This is a genomic window from Candidatus Rokuibacteriota bacterium (assembly GCA_030647435.1).
In the GTDB taxonomy this organism is placed as follows: domain Bacteria; phylum Methylomirabilota; class Methylomirabilia; order Rokubacteriales; family CSP1-6; genus AR37.
In genome coordinates this window covers 62032-81156 of record JAUSJX010000022.1, presented here as the reverse complement: position 1 = coordinate 81156, position 19125 = coordinate 62032, and the positions used below count along the sequence as shown (strand labels likewise).

At 69.5% G+C, this 19125-nt stretch carries 16 protein-coding genes and 1 pseudogene; 1 reads left to right on the top strand and 16 read right to left on the bottom strand.

What is annotated here, in order from left to right; translation table 11 throughout:
• Nucleotides 1–6: 6 nt before the first annotated feature.
• The 4 genes from xerC to ybgF form a co-directional block, all read right to left on the bottom strand.
• A complete protein-coding gene (xerC, locus tag Q7W02_04345) occupies nucleotides 7–876 on the bottom strand; it encodes a tyrosine recombinase XerC (protein ID MDO8475421.1) in 870 nt (289 codons plus the stop codon).
• Between the two features lie 10 nt (nucleotides 877–886).
• Nucleotides 887–3241, bottom strand: a complete 2355-nt coding sequence (gene topA / locus Q7W02_04340; GenBank protein MDO8475420.1) for a type I DNA topoisomerase — start codon at nucleotides 3239–3241, stop codon at nucleotides 887–889.
• Nucleotides 3238–4221, bottom strand: a complete 984-nt coding sequence (dprA, locus tag Q7W02_04335) for a DNA-processing protein DprA (protein MDO8475419.1) — start codon at nucleotides 4219–4221, stop codon at nucleotides 3238–3240. The genes topA and dprA overlap by 4 nt, the downstream gene beginning before the upstream one ends.
• Before the next feature lie 217 nt (nucleotides 4222–4438).
• Nucleotides 4439–5263 (bottom strand): tol-pal system protein YbgF, encoded by an 825-nt coding sequence (gene ybgF / locus Q7W02_04330; protein ID MDO8475418.1) that lies wholly within the window; start codon nucleotides 5261–5263, stop codon nucleotides 4439–4441.
• 98 nt (nucleotides 5264–5361) lie between these two features.
• On the opposite strand from ybgF, the gene Q7W02_04325 reads away from it, so the two are divergent.
• Complete coding sequence (locus tag Q7W02_04325) at nucleotides 5362–6357, top strand: YeeE/YedE family protein (GenBank protein MDO8475417.1); 996 nt, start codon at nucleotides 5362–5364, stop codon at nucleotides 6355–6357.
• Nucleotides 6358–6363: 6 nt separating this feature from the next.
• Here Q7W02_04325 and Q7W02_04320 read toward each other — a convergent pair whose 3' ends face one another.
• The 12 genes and pseudogenes from Q7W02_04320 to hemB all read right to left on the bottom strand — a co-directional run bounded on the left by Q7W02_04320 (nucleotide 6364) and on the right by hemB (nucleotide 19068).
• Nucleotides 6364–7593, bottom strand: coding sequence for a molybdopterin molybdotransferase MoeA (locus Q7W02_04320; GenBank protein MDO8475416.1), 1230 nt, complete (start codon nucleotides 7591–7593; stop codon nucleotides 6364–6366).
• A gap of 64 nt (nucleotides 7594–7657) precedes the next feature.
• A complete protein-coding gene (locus Q7W02_04315) occupies nucleotides 7658–8800 on the bottom strand; it encodes a hypothetical protein (protein ID MDO8475415.1) in 1143 nt (380 codons plus the stop codon).
• Between the two features lie 11 nt (nucleotides 8801–8811).
• Nucleotides 8812–9318 (bottom strand): cytochrome c, encoded by a 507-nt coding sequence (locus tag Q7W02_04310; protein MDO8475414.1) that lies wholly within the window; start codon nucleotides 9316–9318, stop codon nucleotides 8812–8814.
• Nucleotides 9315–9821 carry a DUF3341 domain-containing protein gene (locus Q7W02_04305; GenBank protein ID MDO8475413.1) on the bottom strand — a complete coding sequence of 169 codons (507 nt, stop codon included), beginning with the start codon at nucleotides 9819–9821 and terminating at the stop codon, nucleotides 9315–9317. The genes Q7W02_04310 and Q7W02_04305 overlap by 4 nt, the downstream gene beginning before the upstream one ends.
• Before the next feature lies 1 nt (nucleotide 9822).
• Nucleotides 9823–11169 carry an NrfD/PsrC family molybdoenzyme membrane anchor subunit gene (nrfD, locus tag Q7W02_04300; protein ID MDO8475412.1) on the bottom strand — a complete coding sequence of 449 codons (1347 nt, stop codon included), beginning with the start codon at nucleotides 11167–11169 and terminating at the stop codon, nucleotides 9823–9825.
• Nucleotides 11166–14210, bottom strand: coding sequence for a molybdopterin-dependent oxidoreductase (locus Q7W02_04295; GenBank protein MDO8475411.1), 3045 nt, complete (start codon nucleotides 14208–14210; stop codon nucleotides 11166–11168). Before Q7W02_04295 ends, nrfD begins: the two co-directional genes overlap by 4 nt.
• Nucleotides 14211–14516: 306 nt before the next feature.
• Entirely contained in the window at nucleotides 14517–15821 is a 1305-nt protein-coding gene (gene hemL / locus Q7W02_04290; protein MDO8475410.1) for a glutamate-1-semialdehyde 2,1-aminomutase, read from the bottom strand.
• Nucleotides 15814–16281 (bottom strand): M67 family metallopeptidase, encoded by a 468-nt coding sequence (locus tag Q7W02_04285; protein ID MDO8475409.1) that lies wholly within the window; start codon nucleotides 16279–16281, stop codon nucleotides 15814–15816. Before Q7W02_04285 ends, hemL begins: the two co-directional genes overlap by 8 nt.
• Before the next feature lie 76 nt (nucleotides 16282–16357).
• Nucleotides 16358–16630 (bottom strand): annotated as a pseudogene (locus Q7W02_04280) (MoaD/ThiS family protein).
• Between the two features lie 19 nt (nucleotides 16631–16649).
• Nucleotides 16650–17594, bottom strand: a complete 945-nt coding sequence (cysK, locus tag Q7W02_04275) for a cysteine synthase A (GenBank protein MDO8475408.1) — start codon at nucleotides 17592–17594, stop codon at nucleotides 16650–16652.
• A 47-nt stretch (nucleotides 17595–17641) separates the two neighbouring features.
• Nucleotides 17642–18088 (bottom strand): Rrf2 family transcriptional regulator, encoded by a 447-nt coding sequence (locus Q7W02_04270; GenBank protein ID MDO8475407.1) that lies wholly within the window; start codon nucleotides 18086–18088, stop codon nucleotides 17642–17644.
• The gene (gene hemB, locus Q7W02_04265; GenBank protein ID MDO8475406.1) at nucleotides 18085–19068 is read right to left on the bottom strand and encodes a porphobilinogen synthase; all 984 of its coding nucleotides are present in this window, start codon (nucleotides 19066–19068) and stop codon (nucleotides 18085–18087) included. The genes Q7W02_04270 and hemB overlap by 4 nt, the downstream gene beginning before the upstream one ends.
• Nucleotides 19069–19125 lie beyond the last annotated feature (57 nt).

The window sequence follows — 19125 nt, the reverse complement described above, 5'->3', positions numbered from 1 at the left end:
ACAGCATCACGCGCGCGGGTGGGCGGAGTCGTACACCTTCATGAGATGCTCTGGGCTCACGTGGGTGTAGCGCTGCGTGGTGGTGAGGCGGCTGTGGCCGAGGAGCTCCTGGATGAGGCGCAGGTCGGCGCCCTCGCCGAGCATGTGCGTGGCGAAGGTGTGGCGCAGCGTATGAGGCGTCACGCGCCTGTCGATGCCGGCGGCCCGCGCCCGCCACTTGACGATCCGGTGCACGCTCCGCGTCCCGAGCCGCCCGCCGCGCGAATTGGTGAAGAGCGCGCCTCTCCCCTCGCCGCGCACCGAGAGCCATGCGTCGAGCGCCCCGAGCGCCGCGTCCCCGGCGGGCACCACGCGCTCCTTGCCGCCCTTGCCCATGACCCGCACCGCGCCACGGCGCCGGTCGACGTCGTCGAGGTCGAGGCCGCAGCATTCGGCGACGCGGACCCCCGTGGCGTAGAGGAGTTCGAGCAGCGCGTGGTCCCGCAGTCCCGCCTCCGACCGCTCCGTCTCGGCGTCCAAGAGCCCTTTCGACTCGTCCTTGGGCAGGAAGGAGGGCAGCCGCTTGGGCAGCCTGGGGCTCCTGACCTGGCGGGCGGGGTTGAATTCGACCACGCCGAGCCTGGCAAGGTACCTGAAGCAGCTCCTCACCGTGGCGAGCTTACGCGCGATGGAGCTCTTGGCGAGCTTCCTGTCGTGGAGCCGGACGAGCCAGGCCCTAATCGCCCGTGAATCGGCGTCAGCGAGGTCGCCGATGCCCTCGCGGGAGAGAAAGGCGCGGAACTCTGCCAGGTCGGTGGCGTAGCCCCTGAGCGTGTGGCGCGAGGCGCCGCGCTGGAGATCAAGGTAGCGGAGAAACTCGGCCGCCGAATCCTTCATGGCCGCAGGCTCACGCCACCGAAGGGGCGACCTCTTCCTTGTAGCCGCACTCGCCGCGGATGCAGGCGCGGGTTCGCTTGCCGCCCTTGGCGATCCGCTCGGTCAGGAACGGCGCGGCGCAGCGCGGGCACGGCTCCGCGATGGGGCGCGTCCAGGCGACGAACTTGCAGTCGGGGTACTTGCTGCAGGCGTAGAAGGTCTTGCCCCGCTTGCTCCGGCGCTCGACGAGCTGGCCGCCGCAGCCGGCCTCCGAGCAGGCGATCCCGAGGGTCACGGGCTTGGTCGTCTTGCACTCGGGGTAGCCCGAGCAGGCGATGAACTTCCCGAAGCGGCCGTGCTTGATGACCATGGGCTTGCCGCACGTCGGGCAGGCCTCGTCGGTCATCTCGTCGGCGGGCTTCTCGCGGCCGCTGAGGTCCTTGGTGTACTTGCAGTCCGGGTAGCCGGAGCAGGCCAGGAACTTGCCGAACCGTCCCCACTTCTCGAGGACGGGCTTGCCGCAGTCGGGGCACTTCTTTCCCGTGTCCTCCCCGACCTTGTTGTCCGGCATGCCCGACTTCGCCTTGCGGAGGTCCTTGTCGAACTGCCTGTTGAACTTCCCGACCAGCTCCACCCAGTCGGCGTCGCCCTCCTCGACCTTGTCGAGCGACTCCTCGAGCTGGGCCGTGAAGTCGATATCCATAACCTCCGGGAAGAACGGCACCAGCCGGTCCGTCACGAGCATCCCCAGCTCGGTCGGGAACAGCGTGCCCTTCTCCCGCCGCACGTACTCGCGGTCCTGGATGGTCGAGAGGATCTGGGCGTACGTGGACGGCCGACCGATCCCCCGCTCCTCGAGCGTCTTGACCAGCGAGGCCTCGGTGTAGCGCGGCAGCGGCTGGGTAAAGTGCTGCTTGGGGTCGAGCGCCAGGAGCTTGAGGATCTCGCCCTGGGTGAGCGGGGGCACCACGGCCTCCTGCTCTTCCTCGGGCACGACTTCCGACTCTTCGCGTGATTCGACGTAGACCGCCATGAAGCCCGCGAACTTGAGCGTCGAGCCCTGGGCCCGGAAGAGGCACGTGCCGGCCTCGATGTCCGCCGCCACGGTGTCGTAGACGGCCGGGAGCATCTGGCTCGCCAGGAAGCGCTCCCATATCAGACGGTAGAGCGCCAGCTGGTCCTTGGAGAGAAAGCGCGCCACCGCCTTGGGCTCCCGCGCGACCGAGCTCGGCCGCACGGCCTCGTGGGCCTCCTGGGCGCTCTTCTTGGCCTTGTAGAACGGCGGGACATCGGGGAGATACTCCCGGCCGAGCCGTCCCGTGATCCAGCTCCGCGCCTCGTCCTGGGCCTCGCCCGCGACCCGCACGGCGTCGGTGCGCATGTAGGTGATGAGGCCGACCGCACCCTCGCTGCCCAGCTCGATGCCCTCGTAGAGCTGCTGCGCCAGCATCATGGTCTTCTTGGCCGTGAAGTGGAGCTTGCGGCTCGCCTCCTGCTGCAGCGTGGAGGTGATGAACGGCGCAGAGGGATTGCGCCGGCGCTCGCCGCGCGTGACGCTCTTGACCTGCCAGGACGCGCCGTGTAGCAACGTCATCACCGCCATGGTGGCGGCCTCGGTCGCCAGCGCGGCCTTCTCGCCCTTGACCTCGCGCAGAGTGGCGATGAACTCCGGCGGGTTCTTGCCCTTGAGCCGCGCGTGCAGCGACCAGTACTCGGTCGGGACGAAGGCCAGGACCTCGCGCTCGCGCTCGGTGATGAGCCGCACCGCGACGGACTGGACGCGGCCGGCCGAGAGCCCCCGCCGGATCTTTTGCCAGAGCAGCGGGGACAGCTTGTAGCCCACCAGCCGGTCCAGGATGCGCCGCGCCTGCTGCGCGTCCACCTTGTTCGTGTCGATCTTGCCGGGGTGCTGGAAGGCCGCCTTGACCGCCCGCTCCGTGATCTCGTTGAACATGATCCGGTACGTCTTGGCCTTGGGCACGCCCAGCTCCTGGGCAAGGTGCCAGCCGATCGCCTCGCCCTCGCGGTCCGGGTCCGTGGCGATATAGAGGGCGCCGACCTTCTCGGCCGCCTTCTTGAGCTCGTCGAGCACCTTCTTCTTCGCCGGCAGCACGCGGTAGTCGGGCTTGAAACTCTTCTTCTCGTCCACCCCCAGCTTGCTCTTGGGCAGGTCGCGGACGTGCCCCATCGAGGCCCTGACGATGAAGCTCGAATCCAGGTACTTCTGGATCGTCTTGACCTTGGTGGGCGATTCCACCACCACCAGCGACTTTACCGACCCGGGCGACTTTGCCGATGCGGGCGACTTTACCGACCCGGGCGACTTTGCCGGCGCCGGCGACTTCGTCTCCGTCGGAGACTTCTTCTGGGCGACCTTGGCCTTCATCCGAGCCTCACCTGTACGAAGCGCTTGCCGTCCAGCTGCCGGATGCGCCCCTCGACCTCGAGCGTGACGAGCAGGGCCGAAGCCCGGCCCACCGCCATCCCGCTGCTCTCGATGATGCTGTCGATACCCACCGGCTCTTCACCGATGATCCGGAGGAGTAGACCCGCTTCCGTGTTGTCCTCGGGTAGAGACTCCCCGTGGGCCTCGGCGCTTCGCGGCAGCGCGCGGACCCGATCGCGCCACCGCAGGGGCAGCTGGCCTACGACGTCCTCCCAGCCCTGGATCAGCGCGGCACCGTCCTGGATCAGCCGGTGCGCGCCAACGCTCCGCGGGCTCGTCAGCGGCCCGGGCACGGCCATGACCTCGCGGCCAAGCTCGCCCGCCAGCCCCGCCGTGATCAACGAGCCGCTCCTCGAAGCGGCCTCGACGACCACCACGCCGAGCGACAGGCCCGCGATCACACGGTTGCGGGCCGGGAAATATCCCGCCAGGGGCCGCGTCCCGGGCTCGAACTGCGACACGAGCGCGCCAGACGCCTCGATCTCTCCCGCGAGCGGGCGATTCTCGGGCGGGTAGATCACGTCCACTCCCGAGCCCAGCACCGCGATCGTCCGGCCACCAGCCCGAAGTGCCCCGCGGTGGGCGGCGCTGTCGATGCCGCGAGCGAGTCCGCTCACCACGGTGACGCCGCGGGCTGCGAGATCGGCCCCGAGCCGTTCCGCCACGGCCAAGCCGTAGGGCGTCGCCGCGCGCGAGCCGACGATGGCAATTGCGAGGGCGTCGTCCTCCGCGAGCGCGCCGCGAACGTAGAGCCGCGCGGGCGGCGCCTGGATCTCGCGGAGGTTGGCAGGGTACGCCGTGTCGCCGAGCGCGATCTGCCTCGGCTCGCGGCCTGTCTCTGTCCGGATACATTCGCGCGTGGTGTTCATGGCTTTGTCCGTCGGCTCGACGGAATGAAAATCAGTATAGCAGACCGCCATGGCCGCCCCCTCAAACCCCCAGCAGGCCGCTGAAAAAGGCCCATCTGCTTCGTTGGCGCCCTCGGCCGCACGCTCAACGTACAGGGAGTACGCCTCGCGTGCAGAATCAGCCCAGCCCTCGTCTCGCGACGGCACAGGCCGTCGCTCAACTCGAACAGCGGGGCGCCGCCTCGCATCTGGACCTTTTTGAGCGGCCTGCGGGTTTTTCAGCATCCTGCTAGCGCCCGGGGGGGGCCCGCGAAGCCAGGAGCGTGCGGGCCTGTCGGGCCGCGTCACTCTTCGGAAACTGCTTGACCACCTGCTCCCAGGAGGCCTTCGCGCGCGCGGCGTCCCCCAGCGCGCGGTGGCAGAGGCCGATCTTCAACAGGGCCTCGGAGACCTGGGCGGCCTGCGTGTAGCCGTCCACCGTTTTCTGGAACTCCGCCATCGCCTGCCGGTAGTCGCGCTGGCGGTAGTACGCCTCGCCGATGTGGTTCTGCGCCGCGGCCGCCTGCGGGTGCGCGGGGTATTGGACCACGAACTCAGTGAACTCGAGCGCCGCCTGCCCGTTATCCCCAGCGCGCAGCTTGGCGAGCGCGGCGGCGAATAGCCGGTTCGCCTCCGCATTGCGCGAGGGAGGCGCGGCCGGCGCGGGCGCGGCGGGCTTCGGCGCGGGCGCGGGAATCGGAACGGGCGTGACGGGCGGGGCCGGGGGCGGCACCACAGCGGGAGCGGGGCGCGACTCCGGCGGCACGGGCGTCGCGCGCAGGGAGCGCATCGCGCCCTCGGCTTCGCTCAGCGACGATTTGAGCTTTGCGATCTGCTCGCTGAGATTTTTGATCTCGGCCACGAGGAATGCCTGCTGCGCGTCCATTGCCTTGACGTCGCCCGCGAGGCGCGCGATCTCCTGCACCTGCGCGTCCTGCGTGTTCTTCATGTCGGCCAGCGTGACCCTGGCCGGCGGCGCGTCCTGGGGTGTTTGAGCGCCGCGGCCAGTCGCGCAGCCGGCAAGTGCGGCCGCGGCCACGCCGCAGAGCAGCGCGCGGACGGAGAGTGAGAGCATCACGGCCACCGTAGCACCCGCCTCCACGCCAAGTCAAACTCGCAACCCGCGCCCCCCGCAACTTTGACTCGCCGGGGGCTTTTCGCTAGCATGCGCACATGGCCGACGCCGCCTGGCCCTTCTACGTCTCGGCCGCGATCGCAGGCGCGGCGTTCGGCTACGTCATCCAGCGCGGCGGCTTCTGCCTCATGCGGGCGCTGGCCAACCTGTTCCTCATGGGCGATACGGCCATCGCGCGCGCGTACGTGCTGGCCCTCCTCGTCGCCATGGCCTCCGTGCAGGCGCTCTCCGCCGCCGGGCTCGTCGAGTTCCCCATCCGGCCGTTCCACTGGATGTCGAACTCCATCGGCGGGCTCGTCTTCGGCGTGGGCATGGTGCTGGCCGGCGGCTGCTCGGGCAGCACGTGGTACCGCGTGGGCGAGGGCGCGGTCGGCGCGTGGGTCATCCTGCTGGGCTTCGCGATGGGCGCCACGACGGTGAGGCTGGGCTCGCTCTCCCCGCTGCGCGCCGCGCTCCAGGTCCCCACGATCACGATCGGCGACGCGCCGCCCACTCTCGCGACGGCGCTCGGCGTCTCCCCGTGGCTCGTGATCGCCGCGCTCTGGGTCGTGGGCGGTATCTGGCTCGTGCGCGCGCGCGGGCAGTCGCACCACGGCAAGTGGCCCTGGCATGTCACCGGCGCGGCGGTCGGCGTCCTCATCGCCGCCGGCTGGTGGGCGTCGACCGTTGGCGAGCCGCCCGTCGGGCTGACCTTTGCCGTCAACACAGGCGAGCTCCTGACCTACCCGTTGGTCGGGTTCCCCAACCGCGTCAACTGGAGCATGGTCATGCTGGTGGCCGTACCGGTCGGCGCTTTCGCCGCCGCGTGGCCGTCGGGCGATTTCCGCTGGAAGCTGCCGCCCGGGTGGTCCCTCGTGAAGATATTCTCCGGCGGGCTGCTCATGGGGGGCTCGGCAATTCTCGCCGAGGGATGCAACATCACGCAGGGGCTGACGAACGGATCCACGCTCGCGCTCGGAAGCCTCGTCACCCTCGCCTCCATGCTCGTCGGAGGCTGGCTGACCCTTCGCGCTCTCTACGGCACGACGCGCTGATCGGTCCTAGCGGACCTCGCGAAGCAGAATGACCGGGACGGTTGCGCCCGCCTCGACCGTCGTATCTCCCGGCACGACAGCCAGGCCGTCGGCGGCCACCATGGAGCGCAAGATCCCCGAGCTCTGGTCGCCCGTCAGCCGCGCGCGATAGCCGCTGTCCTCGCCAACGGACAGCGTCACGCGAAGGTAGCCGCGGCGCCTTTCCGGATTCGCGATGGGCGCCTCCGCGCGCGCCCGGACGACGGGCCGCTGGAGCCGCGCGTGACCGCCGAGCCTCAGGAGGGCGGGGCGCACGAAGAGCTCGAAGGTGACCATGGCCGAGACCGGGTTGCCCGGCAGCGCGAAGACGGGCAGCGCGCGCTTGCCCGCGGATGGAATGGTCGCGAAGGCGATGGGCTTGCCGGGCCGCATGTCCACGAGCCAGAGGTGCTGCTCCGCGCCGAGACGCTCGAGCGCGGCCTTGACCAAGTCGTGCTCGCCGACCGAGACGCCCGCCGAGGAAATCACGAGATCGCAGTCGAGGCCCCAGCGGAGTCGCGTCTCGATCTCGTCCAGCCGGTCCGGCGCCACGCCCAGCGAGACGGGATCGCCGCCCGCCTCGTCGATCTGCGCCATCAGCGAATACGTATTCGAGTTCAAGATCTGCCCCGGTCCCGGGTGCCCGCCCAGGTCCACGATTTCGTCGCCCGTGGACAGGACGCCGACTCGCGGCCGCCGGAGCACGCGCACCTGGGAGCGGCCGAGCGCCGCCAGCAGACCAATCTCGGCGGGGCCCAGCAGCCGCCCGCGCTCGAGGACACCATCGCCCGCCCGCATATCCTCGCCTTGGGGGCGGATGAAGTCGCCCGTCTTGACCGGGCGCGACACGACGATCGCTCCACCGTCCTTGCTCACGTCTTCCTGGGGAATGACGCTGTCCGCGCCTTCGGGCACCGGCCCGCCCGTGAAGATCCGGAAGGCCTCACCCGCCCCGAGCGCGCGCAGGGCGACGTGCCCCGCAGCCACCCGCCCCGCAATGGTCAGACGGACCGCCGCCGTCGTCGAGGCGCGCCGCGTGTCGGCGCTCCGGAGCGCATAGCCGTCCATGGACGAATTGGGCCAGGGCGGGACGTCGAAGCCCGAGACGACGCTCTCGGCGAGGACGCGGCGCAGCGCGCGCGCCAGCGGCACCAGCTCGTCGCCGAGCACGCCCACGCGGGCCAGGATACGCTCGAGGGCTTCCTCTACAGGGATCACGCGGGGACCTGGATCACGCGGGTATTGTACCGCGGGCCGCCGCCGGCCGGGGCACGCGGCCTGGCTACTTGGGCTGGCGGAGGACCGGCTGATACTTCGCGATGAACCGCCGGCGGCTCAGCGAGAAGAGCGCGAAGAACCCGGCGGTGATCAGGACCGCGGTGGGCCCCAGCGGGAAGGCGATGTTCTTGTCGAGCGATGGGAAGATGATCAGGATGCGCTCGACGAAGATGGCGATCCAGCCCATGAAGAGGATGACCGTGAAGACCTTGTGGCGCGTCGGCGGGCGCCCCGTCAGCCGCTTCAGCAGGTACGCGAACGGGACGAGCCAGCCCACGATGAAGATGGCCCAGGCGATGTGCCCCCACGGCGGATTGAAGAATCGGTTGAGGAAGAACCGGGTCTCGACGGGCACGTTGCCGTACCAGATCACGAGGTACTGCGAGAAGAAGAAGTACATCCACATGACGCACATGGCGAAGGTCAGCTTGGCCATGTCCTGGATCACGGACGGGGTGACCTGAATCACCCCGCGGGCGTTGGCCCGGATCGTCAGGAACGTTACCAGCCCGAATCCCGAGTAGAGCGAGGTGACCACGTAGTAGCCGCCGAAGAGGCCGCTGTACCAGGCTGGGTCGAGCGACATCATCAGGTCGAAGCCCCAGAGCGACAGGATCGTCACGAAGAGAATGAGGAGCACGGTCGCGAGCCTGTTGCGGCGCGCGTGGGCCTCGGGAGAGTCCGCTCCCGGCGCGTCCTGGGCGAACACCGCCTTGGCGAAGGTCAGCGCCACCCAGTAGAGCGCGAGGCTCCCCAACGCGATCCGCAGCGACATGAACGGCACGTTGAGCCAGGCCGCCTTCTTCTCGAGCGGATGGCTGACCCATGAGAAGAGCGCCGACCGCCCGAAGAAGAGAATGACGAACCCGACGAAGGACACCGGCAGGAAGCCCGCGGTCGTGAGCGCCAGGCGCTTGACGGACGGCGACCACCTCGCCTCCGTCATCTGCATCATCCCGGCCAGGGCCGGGCCCGTGATGCCGAAGCTCGACCAGAAGAGCAGGTTGACGAGGTAGATGCCCCACGTCGCCCGAGGGTCGGAGCCCAGGACGCCCCAGAGGAAGGCGGCGGCGCCGGCCACGGCCAGCGCCCAGAGGAGCCCCGCGTGCTCTCCCCTGCTCTGCGCATCCCCGCTTCGCGCGACCATAGGGGCGGCGCTCATTTCGCGGCCAGGGTCCGGAGGTAGTTGATCACGTGCCACCGTTCCTCGGCGGACAGCGACTCGCCATAGGACGGCATGACGGCGCCGCCGACCGAGAGGTAGCTCTGCCAGTAGCCGTCGGTACGCGCCTTCTGGAGGGCGGGGTTGGTCAGATCCGCGGGAGTCACGAACTTCGCCGCCACGAGGCCGTCGCCCTTGCCCGAGGCGCCGTGGCAGGGCGTGCAGTACACGACGTAGAGATCGCCGCCCTTCTTGGTGGACTCGGGGGTGGCCGGCACCGGGTTCTTCCTTAGGGACGCGGCCTCGCGCTGCTCCTTCGCGTAGTAGAGCTGGCTGCCGCTCCGAGGGAGACTGCCGGGGGCCATCGCGAAGTTCATCTCGCCGGGCATCACGCGCTGGGTCTCTGCCATGTCGTGGTTCCAGCGGTACAGGAGGGCCACGCCCTGCACACCCGCGACCGCGCCCACGGCCAGGAGCACGAGGACGAAGACGTACTTCATCATCGCCTGACCTCCTCCGCCCCCGCGGCGGTCAGGAGGGAGCGGACCTGGTCGGCGGTCTCGGCGGGGCAGGCGACGGCCACCCCGAAGCGGTCCACGGTGAAGCGCGGGTCGTAGGTCGCCGACGGCTTGAGCCTCGGCAGCCTGCCCAGCAGGAGGACGGCGACCAGGGTCGCGAGACCTCCGAAGAGGATCGTCAGCTCGAAGGCGATGATGACGAACGGCGGGAAGGACACCGGCGCCTTGCCCCCCGTGACCAGCTCCCACTTGAGCGAGGACCAGATGGTCAGGAAGAAGCCCGTGGCCGTCCCCGTCAGGGCGCCGACCAGCGTGAAGAGCCGCACCTTGCTGAGCGGCCGGACCTTCTCGATCTCCTCCTCGATCTCCTCGACCGGCACCGGCGTGTAGACGGTCAGCTCCGAGAAGCCCTTGTCGCGGAGCGTCCGGATGGCGTCCAGTGTCGTGTCGACGTGGGCGAAGACTCCCAGCACGTTGGCCGTGGCCATGCTAGTGATGCCCTTCGTGGGCGTGCTTGAACGGGTGCGGCAGCGTTTCCTTGACCTCCACGATGGATAGGGACGGCATCACCCGGATGAAGCCCAGGAACAGCAGGAAGAACCACGCGAAGGAGCCGACGATGATGGTCGAGTCCGTCACGGTCGGGACGTACGTGCCCCAGGTGTACGGGTAGAAGTCGAAACCCAGGCCCAGGACGATGATGTTGAAGCGCTCGAACCACATCCCGATCAGCACCAGGATCGAGACCACGTACAGCGTTATCACGTGGGTGCGCGGCTTCTTCCAGAAGAAGACGAGCGGCGCCAGGCTGTTGCAGAGGTACTGCAGCCAGAAGGCCCAGGCGTACTGCTTGGTCGCCCGGTCGAAGAGCGAAGCCCGCTCGTAGTGGTCGGCACTGTACCAGGACGTGAAAGCCTCGCACGCGTAGAAGTAGGTCAGGACCAGGCTCGTGACCAGGATCAGCTTGGCCATCGCGTCGAGGTGCTTGTCCGTGATGTAGCCGTACCAGTTGAACACGTAGCGCATGGGCAGGATCAGCACCAGCACCATGGCGAAGCCGGAGAAGATGGCGCCGTCCACGAAGAAGGGCGCGAAGAGCGTCGAGTGCCATCCGGGCACGAGCGCCACCGCGAAGTCGAAGGACACGACGCTGTGCACCGAGAGCACCAGCGGTGTCGCCAGGGCGGCGAGGAGACCGTACCCGCGCCGGTAGTGGCGCCACTGCGAGTCCGAACCCTCCCAGCCGAGCGCCATCACCGTGTAGATCTTCTTCTTGAAGCCCGTCGCGCTGTCGCGGAGTGCCGCGATGTCCGGCACCAGCCCGACGATGAAGAAGACCACGCTGATCGTCAGGTAGGTCGAGATGGCGAAGACGTCCCAGACGAGCGGGGATTTGAAATTCGGCCAGAGGTAGCGCTGGTTCGGGTACGGCATCAGCCAGTAGGCGAACCACATGCGGCCGGCGTGGATCAGCGGGAAAAGGCCCGCGGTCATGACGGCGAAGACCGTCATCGCCTCCGCGCCGCGGTAGATGGACGTCCGCCACCTGGCCCGGAACAGGTACAGGACCGCCGAGATCAGCGTGCCCGCGTGCCCGATGCCGATCCAGAACACGAAGGTCGTGATGTACATCGCCCACATCTGCGGCGTGCGCTTGCCGGCCGCGCCCATGCCCGACCAGATCTGCCAGCTCCACGCGACCACACCCGCGCCGAGCGTCAGCCCGACGAGGCACATCCAGGCGAAGTAGGTGTTGCCCGGCATGCCCACGGTCCGGATGACGTCGCGGTTGACGTCCGCCCAACTCGGCTGCCCCGGTTGGGTCGCCGCGCTCATGCCTTGTGCTCCTTCCCGTCGCCGTGGCCGGGCACCGCGCCGCGGACCACCTTCGCGAGGTACGTGACGGCCGGCCGCGTGCCGAGCTCGCGGAGCACGTGGTAGCCTCGCGGACTCACGGAGAGCTTCGACACCCTTGCTGTGGCCTCCTTGAGGTTGCCGAAGGTGATGGCCTGGGTCGGGCAGGTCTGCTGGCAGGCCGTTTGGACGTCGCCGTCCTTGACGGCGCGGCCGGCATCGCGGGCGTCGTTCTTGCCCTTCTCGATGCGCTGCAGGCACATGGTGCACTTCTCCATGACGCCAAGCTGGCGCACGGTCACGTCGGGATTCAGCTGAAGGTCAAGCGGCGCCGTCCACGTGTAGTTGAACCAGTTGAAGCGCCGGACGTGGTACGGGCAGTTGTTGCCGCAGTAGCGCGTGCCGACACAGCGGTTGTAGACCTGCGCGTTGAGGCCTTCCTTGGTGTGGTAGGCGGCGTAGACCGGGCAGACAGGCTCGCACGGCGCGATCTCGCAGTGCTGGCAGAACATGGGCTGGAAAACGTTGACGGCCTTGCCCGCCGGGCCGTGCTCCCAGCGCTCGAGGCGTATCCACTGCTGGGCGCGGCCGTACGCGACCTGGGCCTTGCCGACAACCGGCACGTTGTTCTCGGCCGAGCAGGCAACGACACAGGCCTGGCAGCCGGTGCACGCGTCGGAGTCCACCGCCATGCCCCATCGGTACTCGGGGTACTTGACCGCGGGGTACATGCTCGGGTGGCTCGCGCCCTCCGGGGCCTTGCCGCGCAGCTCCATCTCGCGCGCCGCGGCCAGCCCCACCACCTCGACGATGTCGCGGTTGTCGTCGTCGAAGGTGGCCTGCGGGATGGCGAGCGGTCGCCGCGCCCCTGTCTTGGCGAGGGAGACCCTCACGGCCAGGTGCGGCAGCCCGCCCGAGGCGGTCTCGGGCGCGGGGCCGAGAAGGTGCATGGGATTGGCGCCCGTATTGAGAACCACGTCGTTGGAAACGGTGCTTCGAAGCCGGCCGCCTCGAGCAAAGGCGCCCGGGAATTCGTGCCCCTGCCCCATGGCCACGGCCACCGCCGCCGGGTGCAGCGTCTTGGACGGCCAGGCGGGAAGCTCGATGCTGCCGTGGGGCGAGGTCAGCTTGACCATGTCGCCGCGTTCGAGCGCGAGCTTGGCCGCGGCCTCGACCGGCACCTCGACCCATCCGTCCCAGGCGATCTGCGTCATGGTGTCGGGCGTTTCCTGGAGCCAGGGCTGGTCGGCGCCGCGACCGTCGTAGAAGCGCGACGAGGGATAGACGATGAGCGCGTGGGTGCCGGCGCCCTCCAGCTTCGCGGGCTCTCTACTCACGCGGCTCGGGTCGATCTTCGCCGCTACGCCGGCGGGAACCGCAGCGCGCCAGGCGCCGCCCCGTCTCAATGATTCTTCCCAGAAGTCGGCGAAGGGCTTGCCCGCGCCGTACTCCCGCTGGAGCCCCTGCCACTGCTCCTTGACGTAGGCCTCGAAGCTCGCCCACTTGAGCGGGCCCTTGCCTTCTTCCGTCCCGAGCGCCTGGCGGCCGACCGACAGCAGGATGTCACCCGTCGCCTTCCCCTCGACCGGCTTGCCGTCGATCACCACGGGTCCCATCGTCGGCTGCATGAGCCCGATGACGCCGTCCCGCGCCGCATAGTCGCCCCAGGACTCGAGCGGGTGCAGCGACGGGAGAACGAGCCCGGCCTTCGCCGTGCTGTCGCTTGGCCGGCTGGCCAAGCTCACCACCAGCGGCACCTTGGCGAGCGCCTCGACGAAGCCCGACTTGGGCGGCATGCCGTAGACCGGGTTGACGTCGGCCAGGATCAGCACCTCGATCTCGCCCGCGGCCATGGCCTTCGCCAGCTTGAGCATGTCGGCGTAGGGGCTCGCCTTGCCGAGCGGCGAGTCGGCGCCGAAGCGGACGGTCTTCCCGACCGCGCCGACGGCGACATTCAGGAGGTTGACCGCCACGAGAGTCTCCGTAGCCTGAGGCCCCGCCGCGGCCATGCCGCCGCCCACCGCCAGAGCGCCGTTGGCACCCGCGAAAGCGTGGGCGACGCGCTTGATCGCTTCGGCGGAGACGCCCGAGACTAGGGCGGCCTTCGCCAGATCCACGCCCTTGACCGCGGCGCGTAGCGCCCCCGCGTCAGCCTCCTTGGCCTGGAGCCCCTCGTCGACGATCGCCTTGAGGATCGCCAAGGCCAGGAGCCCTTCGGTGCCAGGGGCATTGCGCAGCCATTCGTCCGCGTTGCCGGCCGTCATGGACTGGCGGGGCTCGACGGCGACGAACGTGCCGGCCCGCCCGCGGCCGAGCGCGTGCATCTTGGCAAATGAACCGGCGTAAGAGACTGGGTTGAGCCAGGTCTCGAGGAAGTCGGCGCCGAAGGACAGCAAATAGCCCGCGTCTTCGATGGCGTAGTGCGGGATGGCGTCGCGGCCGAAGGTCGCGCGGTTGGCCGCGCGGAGGGCTTCGTAGCCGAGCGGTTCGTACGCGATGCGCGCTCTCGCGCCGAGCGCGCGCGTCCATTCGTCCATGAGCCGTCCGAGGCTTCCCGTCTCGAGGCCGCTTACGAGGGCGACCCGGCTCCCCTGCCGTCCCTTGACGAGCTCCGCCAGCTTGGCTGCGAGCTGCTTCTCGGCCTCATCCCAGCCGACCGGCTTGCCGGCCTGGAGCGGGCCGCGGTAGCGGTCCGGGTGGTACAGCCCCGGGAGCGCGGCCTGCCCACGGATGCAGAGGGCGCCCGCGTTGACCGGGTGGTCGGGATTGCCCTCCAGCTTGATGACCCTCCCGTCGCGGTTCTTGGCGACGAGGCCGCAGCCCGCCGGGCACTCGCGGCACACCGTGGAAAAATACGACGCCACGCCCGGCACGATCCCGTCCGGCGGGACTACGTATGGAATCAGCTTCTGCGGTACCCGCCCCAAGAGCTCGTCTGCGTCCTGGCCGCAGCCGCCCGCGGCCACGGCCGCCCCGGAGGTCGCGACGATTTTGAAGAATGACCGGCGATCGATCCCGCTCATTCACCTCTCCCTGCAGCGGCTGTCCTGGAATGGGCCGAACTGCTGCGGTGATGAAACGGGGGCGCTTGGATTCCGGAGGTTGAGGCTGGGACGGAAACGGCGAGCTCACAGACCATCTACGCTCGTACGCTCCTCGCGCGGCATCGCGCAGGCAAGACATGCGCTTCCAAGACGTGCGATCCAAGCTGGCCTGTGAATGGAACGACGAGGCTCCGGGCTCGCGGCCGTGCGAACCCTATCACGCTGGAAAATCGAGGTCAATAGCGATGTCCGGCCAGAGGGCCCGGCGGGCCAATGTGGACCGGCTCAGCGGACCTTCGCGAAGGCCCGGCGGGCCGCCCCGGCGGCCTCTTCGAGGTCGGAGACGCCGTGGGCGAGCGACACGAAGGCCGCCTCGAACTGCGAGGCGGCGAGGAAGACGCCCCCGTCGAGCATCGCGTGGAAGAAGCGCCCGTAGCGCGCCGTGTCCGAGCGCATGGCTGAGGCGTAGTCGGTCACAGGGCCGTCGGTGAAGAAGGCGGTCAGCATCGAGCCAACGCGGTTGACCACGAGCGGCACGCCGGCGGCCTTCGCCCCGTCGACGAGGCCCGCCTCGAGCCGCGCTCCAGATTCTTCGAGGCGCGCGTAGACCCCGGGGCTCGCGAGCGCCCGCAGCGTGGCGAGGCCCGCCGCCACGGCGAGCGGGTTGCCGGAGAGCGTGCCCGCCTGGTAGACGCCGCCGAGCGGCGCCACGCGCTCCATGATAGCCCGCGCGCCGCCGTAGGCGCCCACCGGCAGGCCGCCCCCGATGATCTTGCCGAGGCACGTGAGATCCGGCCGCACGCCGTACAGCGCCTGGGCGCCGCCGTAGGCGACGCGGAAGCCGGTGATCACCTCGTCGAAGATCAGCAGCGCCCCGTACGTGTCGCAGAGGGCTCTCAACCCCTGGAGGAAGCCCGACGCCGGCGGTACGACGCCCATGTTGCCGGCGACGGGCTCGACGATGATGGCGGCCACGTCCCGCCCCCGCGCCGCCATGACGCGCTCGACGGCAGGAAGGTCGTTGAACGGCGCGGTCACTGTCAGCGAAGCGAGGACCGCGGGAACGCCCAGGCTGTCGGGCACGCCGAAGGTGGCGCCGCCCGAGCCTGCCTTGACCAGCAGGCTGTCGGCGTGGCCGTGGTAGCACCCCTCGAACTTGACGATGACGTCACGCCCCGTGGCGCCTCGTGCCAGACGGATGGCGCTCATCGCGGCCTCGGTGCCGGAGGAGACGAGGCGCGCCATCTCGATGGAGGGCACGGCGCGCGAGATCAGCTCCGCCATGTCCACCTCGGCCGCCGTGGGGGCGCCGTAGCTCGTCCCGCGCTGGAGCGCCTCGCCCACGGCCTCGACCAGCATGGGCGCCGCGTGGCCCAGGATCAGCGGACCCCACGAGCCCAGGAAATCGATATAGGTGCGGCCGTCCACGTCCGTGATGCGGCAGCCCTCGGCGCGCGCGACGAAGAAGGGCCTGCCGCCAACGCCGCGGAAGGCGCGCACGGGACTGTTGACGCCGCCGGGGATCACCCGCTGGGCTCTCTCAAAGAGCGCGTCGGAACCCTGCGCGGTCGCGCCTCCGGGATCAGCCATCCGGCTTCTTCCAGTTGACGGCGCCGAAGTCGCGGATCGCCAGGTCCCACCGAAACGCCTCCACCTCCGCCACACGCCGCTCGGCGACGGAGAGCACCACGTAGGCCGCGTCGGGATAGGCGGGCTCGCCGTTGATCAAGGCGTTGGCCCTGTCGGTGGGGGAAAAGTATGCGCCGGCGTCGATGTGCGAGTGGTAGATCGTCAGGACCCGGAAGCCCTGCGCCTCGTGGCGGCCCATGGCGATCAGGTCTCGCGGGTCGATGTAGTAGGCCGTCCGCGCATCGCGAGGGTGACGCTTGGGGTCCTTGGCATGCAGCTCGTTCTGAATGTTGCGGCACGCCAGGAGGAGACGCTCGGGCGAAGCACCTGGTCGCTCCATCACGACCCCGCAGCACTCGGACGGGTACTCAGCAAGCGCCTGGGCCTGGATCCGGGCGTATTCCTCTGGCGTCAGGATCATCGTGCGCGAGTCAGCCCCACGCAAGGGCCGGCCCGCCCCCGGCAAGGGCCGGCCCGCCGCCTGCAAGGGCTGGCCCGCCCCCGGCAAGGGCTGGAATGATCGAGACCTCGTCGCCATCCTTCAGCGGCGTCTGAAGCCCCTGGAGCGACTCGATGCCCTCATTGTTCACGTAGATGTTGACGTGGTGGTGAACTTCGCCGGCCTCGTTGCGGACGAGACCCTTCAGGCCGCTGAAGCGCCCCTCGAGCTCGTCGAGCAGCCCGCGGACGTCGCGCGCATCGACGGACACGCGATCCGTGTTGTTCGTGGCGCGGCGAAACGGCGTCGGGATATAGACGTCAATGCTCATGGCCCTTCTCCTTGCGTTCCTAGAAAGACACGCTGAGATAGCGCTCGCCAGTATCGCACAGCACCGTCACGACGACCCGGTCCGACGGCAGCGCTTCGGCGACGCGGCAGGCCGCCCAGACGTTGGCGCCGGCCGAGATGCCGACCAGCAGCCCTTCTTCCCGCGCCAGGCGCCGGGCCGTCGCGGTGGCGTCCTCGTCACGGACCAGGATGACCTCGTCGAGGACGGCGCGGTTGAGCACGCCCGGCACGAAGGATGCCCCGATGCCCTGGATGCCGTGGGGCCGCGCCCGGCCGCCCGAGAGCACGGGCGAGCGCGCGGGCTCGACGCCGATCACGCGGACGCCCGGCACCCGCTCCTTGAGCACCTCGCCCACGCCCGTGACGGTGCCCCCGGTGCCCACGCCGGCGACAAAGGCGTGCAGGCGCTCCCCGGTCGCGTCCAGGATCTCGAGCGCCGTCGTCCGCCGGTGCGCCTCGGGGTTGGCGGGGTTCTCGAACTGCTGCGGCATGAAGTAGTCGGGGTGCTCGCGCCGGAGCTCCTGCGCGGCGAACACGGCGCCGCTCATGCCCTCGACGGCCGGGGTCAGGTGAATCTCGGCGCCGTAGCGCGCGAGGAGACGCTGGCGCTCCACGCTCATGTCATCGGGCATGGTCAGGATGAGCCGGTAGCCGCGGACCGCGCAGACCATGGCGAGCCCGATGCCCGTATTGCCGCTCGTCGGCTCGACCACGACGGCGCCGGGCTTGAGCAGCCCCCGGCGCTCGGCGTCCTCGATCATGGCGACGGCGATCCTGTCCTTCACGCTGCCTCCCGGGTTGAGCGACTCCATCTTCGCGAGGACCGCGGCGCCGCCGGCAGCGGGCAACCTGTTGAGCTTCACGAGCGGCGTGCCTCCCACGAGATCGAGCACCGACGCGGCGATGCGCGGGCGAGCGGCCGCTGAAGGTCTACGTTGGGTCATGGCGTCCAATCCTATCGGGAACGCAGGTTCCCAGCCAAAAAAAAAGGTCAGATGTGGTACATCGGCTTGGTCGACGCCCGCCGCTCCAACGCCTGCCGCCTGAGATCCTCGAGGGTCGTGCCGTCCACCACCGAATCCACGGCCTCCCACACCGCCCGCCAGAGGTGCATGAGGTCGCCGCCCGCATCACCGACCGACCCGCGCGCGGAGCGCCCGGCGGAACCGACCCCCTGCTGGCCCTCGACGGCGCGGAGCAGCGCGCCGGCCGTGATCTGGGCGGGCGGCTTCGCGAGGCGGTAGCCGCCGGCCGAGCCGCGCCGCGAGTGGAGAAACCCCGCCCGCTTGAGCCCGAGCAGCACCTGCTCGAGGTAGCGCTGGGGAATGCCTTGCCGCCTGGCGATGTCCTGGATCGGCTGGAGCCTCTCGCCGTCGTCGCACAGGGCGAGGTCGAGCATCGCCTTGATGGCGTACTCGCCCTTCGCGGAGATCCTCACCTCCGCCCCCGCTCCAGAATCCGCGCCGCCTCCTTGGCGAAGTAGGTGATGACGATGTCGGCGCCGGCCCGCCTGATGCCCGTCAGCGCCTCCATCATGGCGGCCTCTTCGTCGAGCCAGCCGAGCTGGCCCGCCGCGCGAAGCATGGCGTACTCGCCGGACACCGAGTAGGCCGCCACGGGAAGCCCGAACTCGTTCTTGACCCTGGCAATGACGTCGAGGTACGGCAGCGCCGGCTTGACCATCACGATGTCGGCGCCCTCGTCAATGTCGAGCGCGACCTCGCGCATCGCCTCGACCGAGTTCGCGGGATCCATCTGGTAGGAGCGCCGATCGCCGAACTGCGGCGTCGAGTCCGCCGCCTCCCGAAACGGCCCGTAGAACGCCGAGGCGTACTTGGCCGAGTAGGCCATGATCGGCGTCTCCTGGTAGCCCGACTCGTCGAGGGCCTCGCGGATGGCCGCCACGCGCCCGTCCATCATGTCGGACGGCGCCACCATGTCGGCGCCCGCCTCGACGTGAGACACCGCCGTGCGCGCGAGAAGATCGAGCGTCGGGTCGTTCTTGACCCTGCCGTCCTCGACGACGCCGCAGTGGCCGTGGCTCGTGTACTCGCAGAGGCAGACATCGGTCACGACGAGGAGATCGGGGATGGTCTCCTTCACCGCGCGCACGGCCTGCTGGACGATGCCGTCCTCCGCGTACGCCTCGCCGCCGCGCGGGTCCTTCTCCGCCGGCAGGCCGAAAAGCAGCACCGCGGGGATGCCCATGGACGCGGCGTCCTTACACTCCTTGAGCAGCTCGTCTATGGATAGGCGGAATTGCCCCGGCATGGGGCCGATGGGCTCGCGCACGCCACGACCGTGAACGGCAAAGAGCGGATAGATGAGGTCGTCCGTGCGGAGCACGGTCTCGCGGACCATCTTGCGCAGGAGCGGAGACTCGCGGAGCCGGCGGGGCCGGTACAGTGGATACGGCATAAATCAGGCCTCCTCATTCATCCTCAACATGCCTTTCGGCATGTTGACCGTGGGCCA

Excerpts from the sequence above, each read along its gene's own strand:
- xerC (MDO8475421.1), bottom strand. The coding sequence starts at position 876 with ATGAAGGATTCGGCGGCCGAGTTTCTCCGCTACCTTGATCTCCAGCGC.
- topA (MDO8475420.1), bottom strand. The coding sequence starts at position 3,241 with ATGAAGGCCAAGGTCGCCCAGAAGAAGTCTCCGACGGAGACGAAGTCG.
- dprA (MDO8475419.1), bottom strand. The coding sequence starts at position 4,221 with ATGGCGGTCTGCTATACTGATTTTCATTCCGTCGAGCCGACGGACAAA.
- ybgF (MDO8475418.1), bottom strand. The coding sequence starts at position 5,263 with ATGCTCTCACTCTCCGTCCGCGCGCTGCTCTGCGGCGTGGCCGCGGCC.
- Q7W02_04325 (MDO8475417.1), top strand. The coding sequence starts at position 5,362 with ATGGCCGACGCCGCCTGGCCCTTCTACGTCTCGGCCGCGATCGCAGGC.
- Q7W02_04315 (MDO8475415.1), bottom strand. The coding sequence starts at position 8,800 with ATGGTCGCGCGAAGCGGGGATGCGCAGAGCAGGGGAGAGCACGCGGGG.
- Q7W02_04310 (MDO8475414.1), bottom strand. The coding sequence starts at position 9,318 with ATGATGAAGTACGTCTTCGTCCTCGTGCTCCTGGCCGTGGGCGCGGTC.
- Q7W02_04305 (MDO8475413.1), bottom strand. The coding sequence starts at position 9,821 with ATGGCCACGGCCAACGTGCTGGGAGTCTTCGCCCACGTCGACACGACA.
- nrfD (MDO8475412.1), bottom strand. The coding sequence starts at position 11,169 with ATGAGCGCGGCGACCCAACCGGGGCAGCCGAGTTGGGCGGACGTCAAC.
- Q7W02_04295 (MDO8475411.1), bottom strand. The coding sequence starts at position 14,210 with ATGAGCGGGATCGATCGCCGGTCATTCTTCAAAATCGTCGCGACCTCC.
- hemL (MDO8475410.1), bottom strand. The coding sequence starts at position 15,821 with ATGGCTGATCCCGGAGGCGCGACCGCGCAGGGTTCCGACGCGCTCTTT.
- Q7W02_04285 (MDO8475409.1), bottom strand. The coding sequence starts at position 16,281 with ATGATCCTGACGCCAGAGGAATACGCCCGGATCCAGGCCCAGGCGCTT.
- cysK (MDO8475408.1), bottom strand. The coding sequence starts at position 17,594 with ATGACCCAACGTAGACCTTCAGCGGCCGCTCGCCCGCGCATCGCCGCG.
- hemB (MDO8475406.1), bottom strand. The coding sequence starts at position 19,068 with ATGCCGTATCCACTGTACCGGCCCCGCCGGCTCCGCGAGTCTCCGCTC.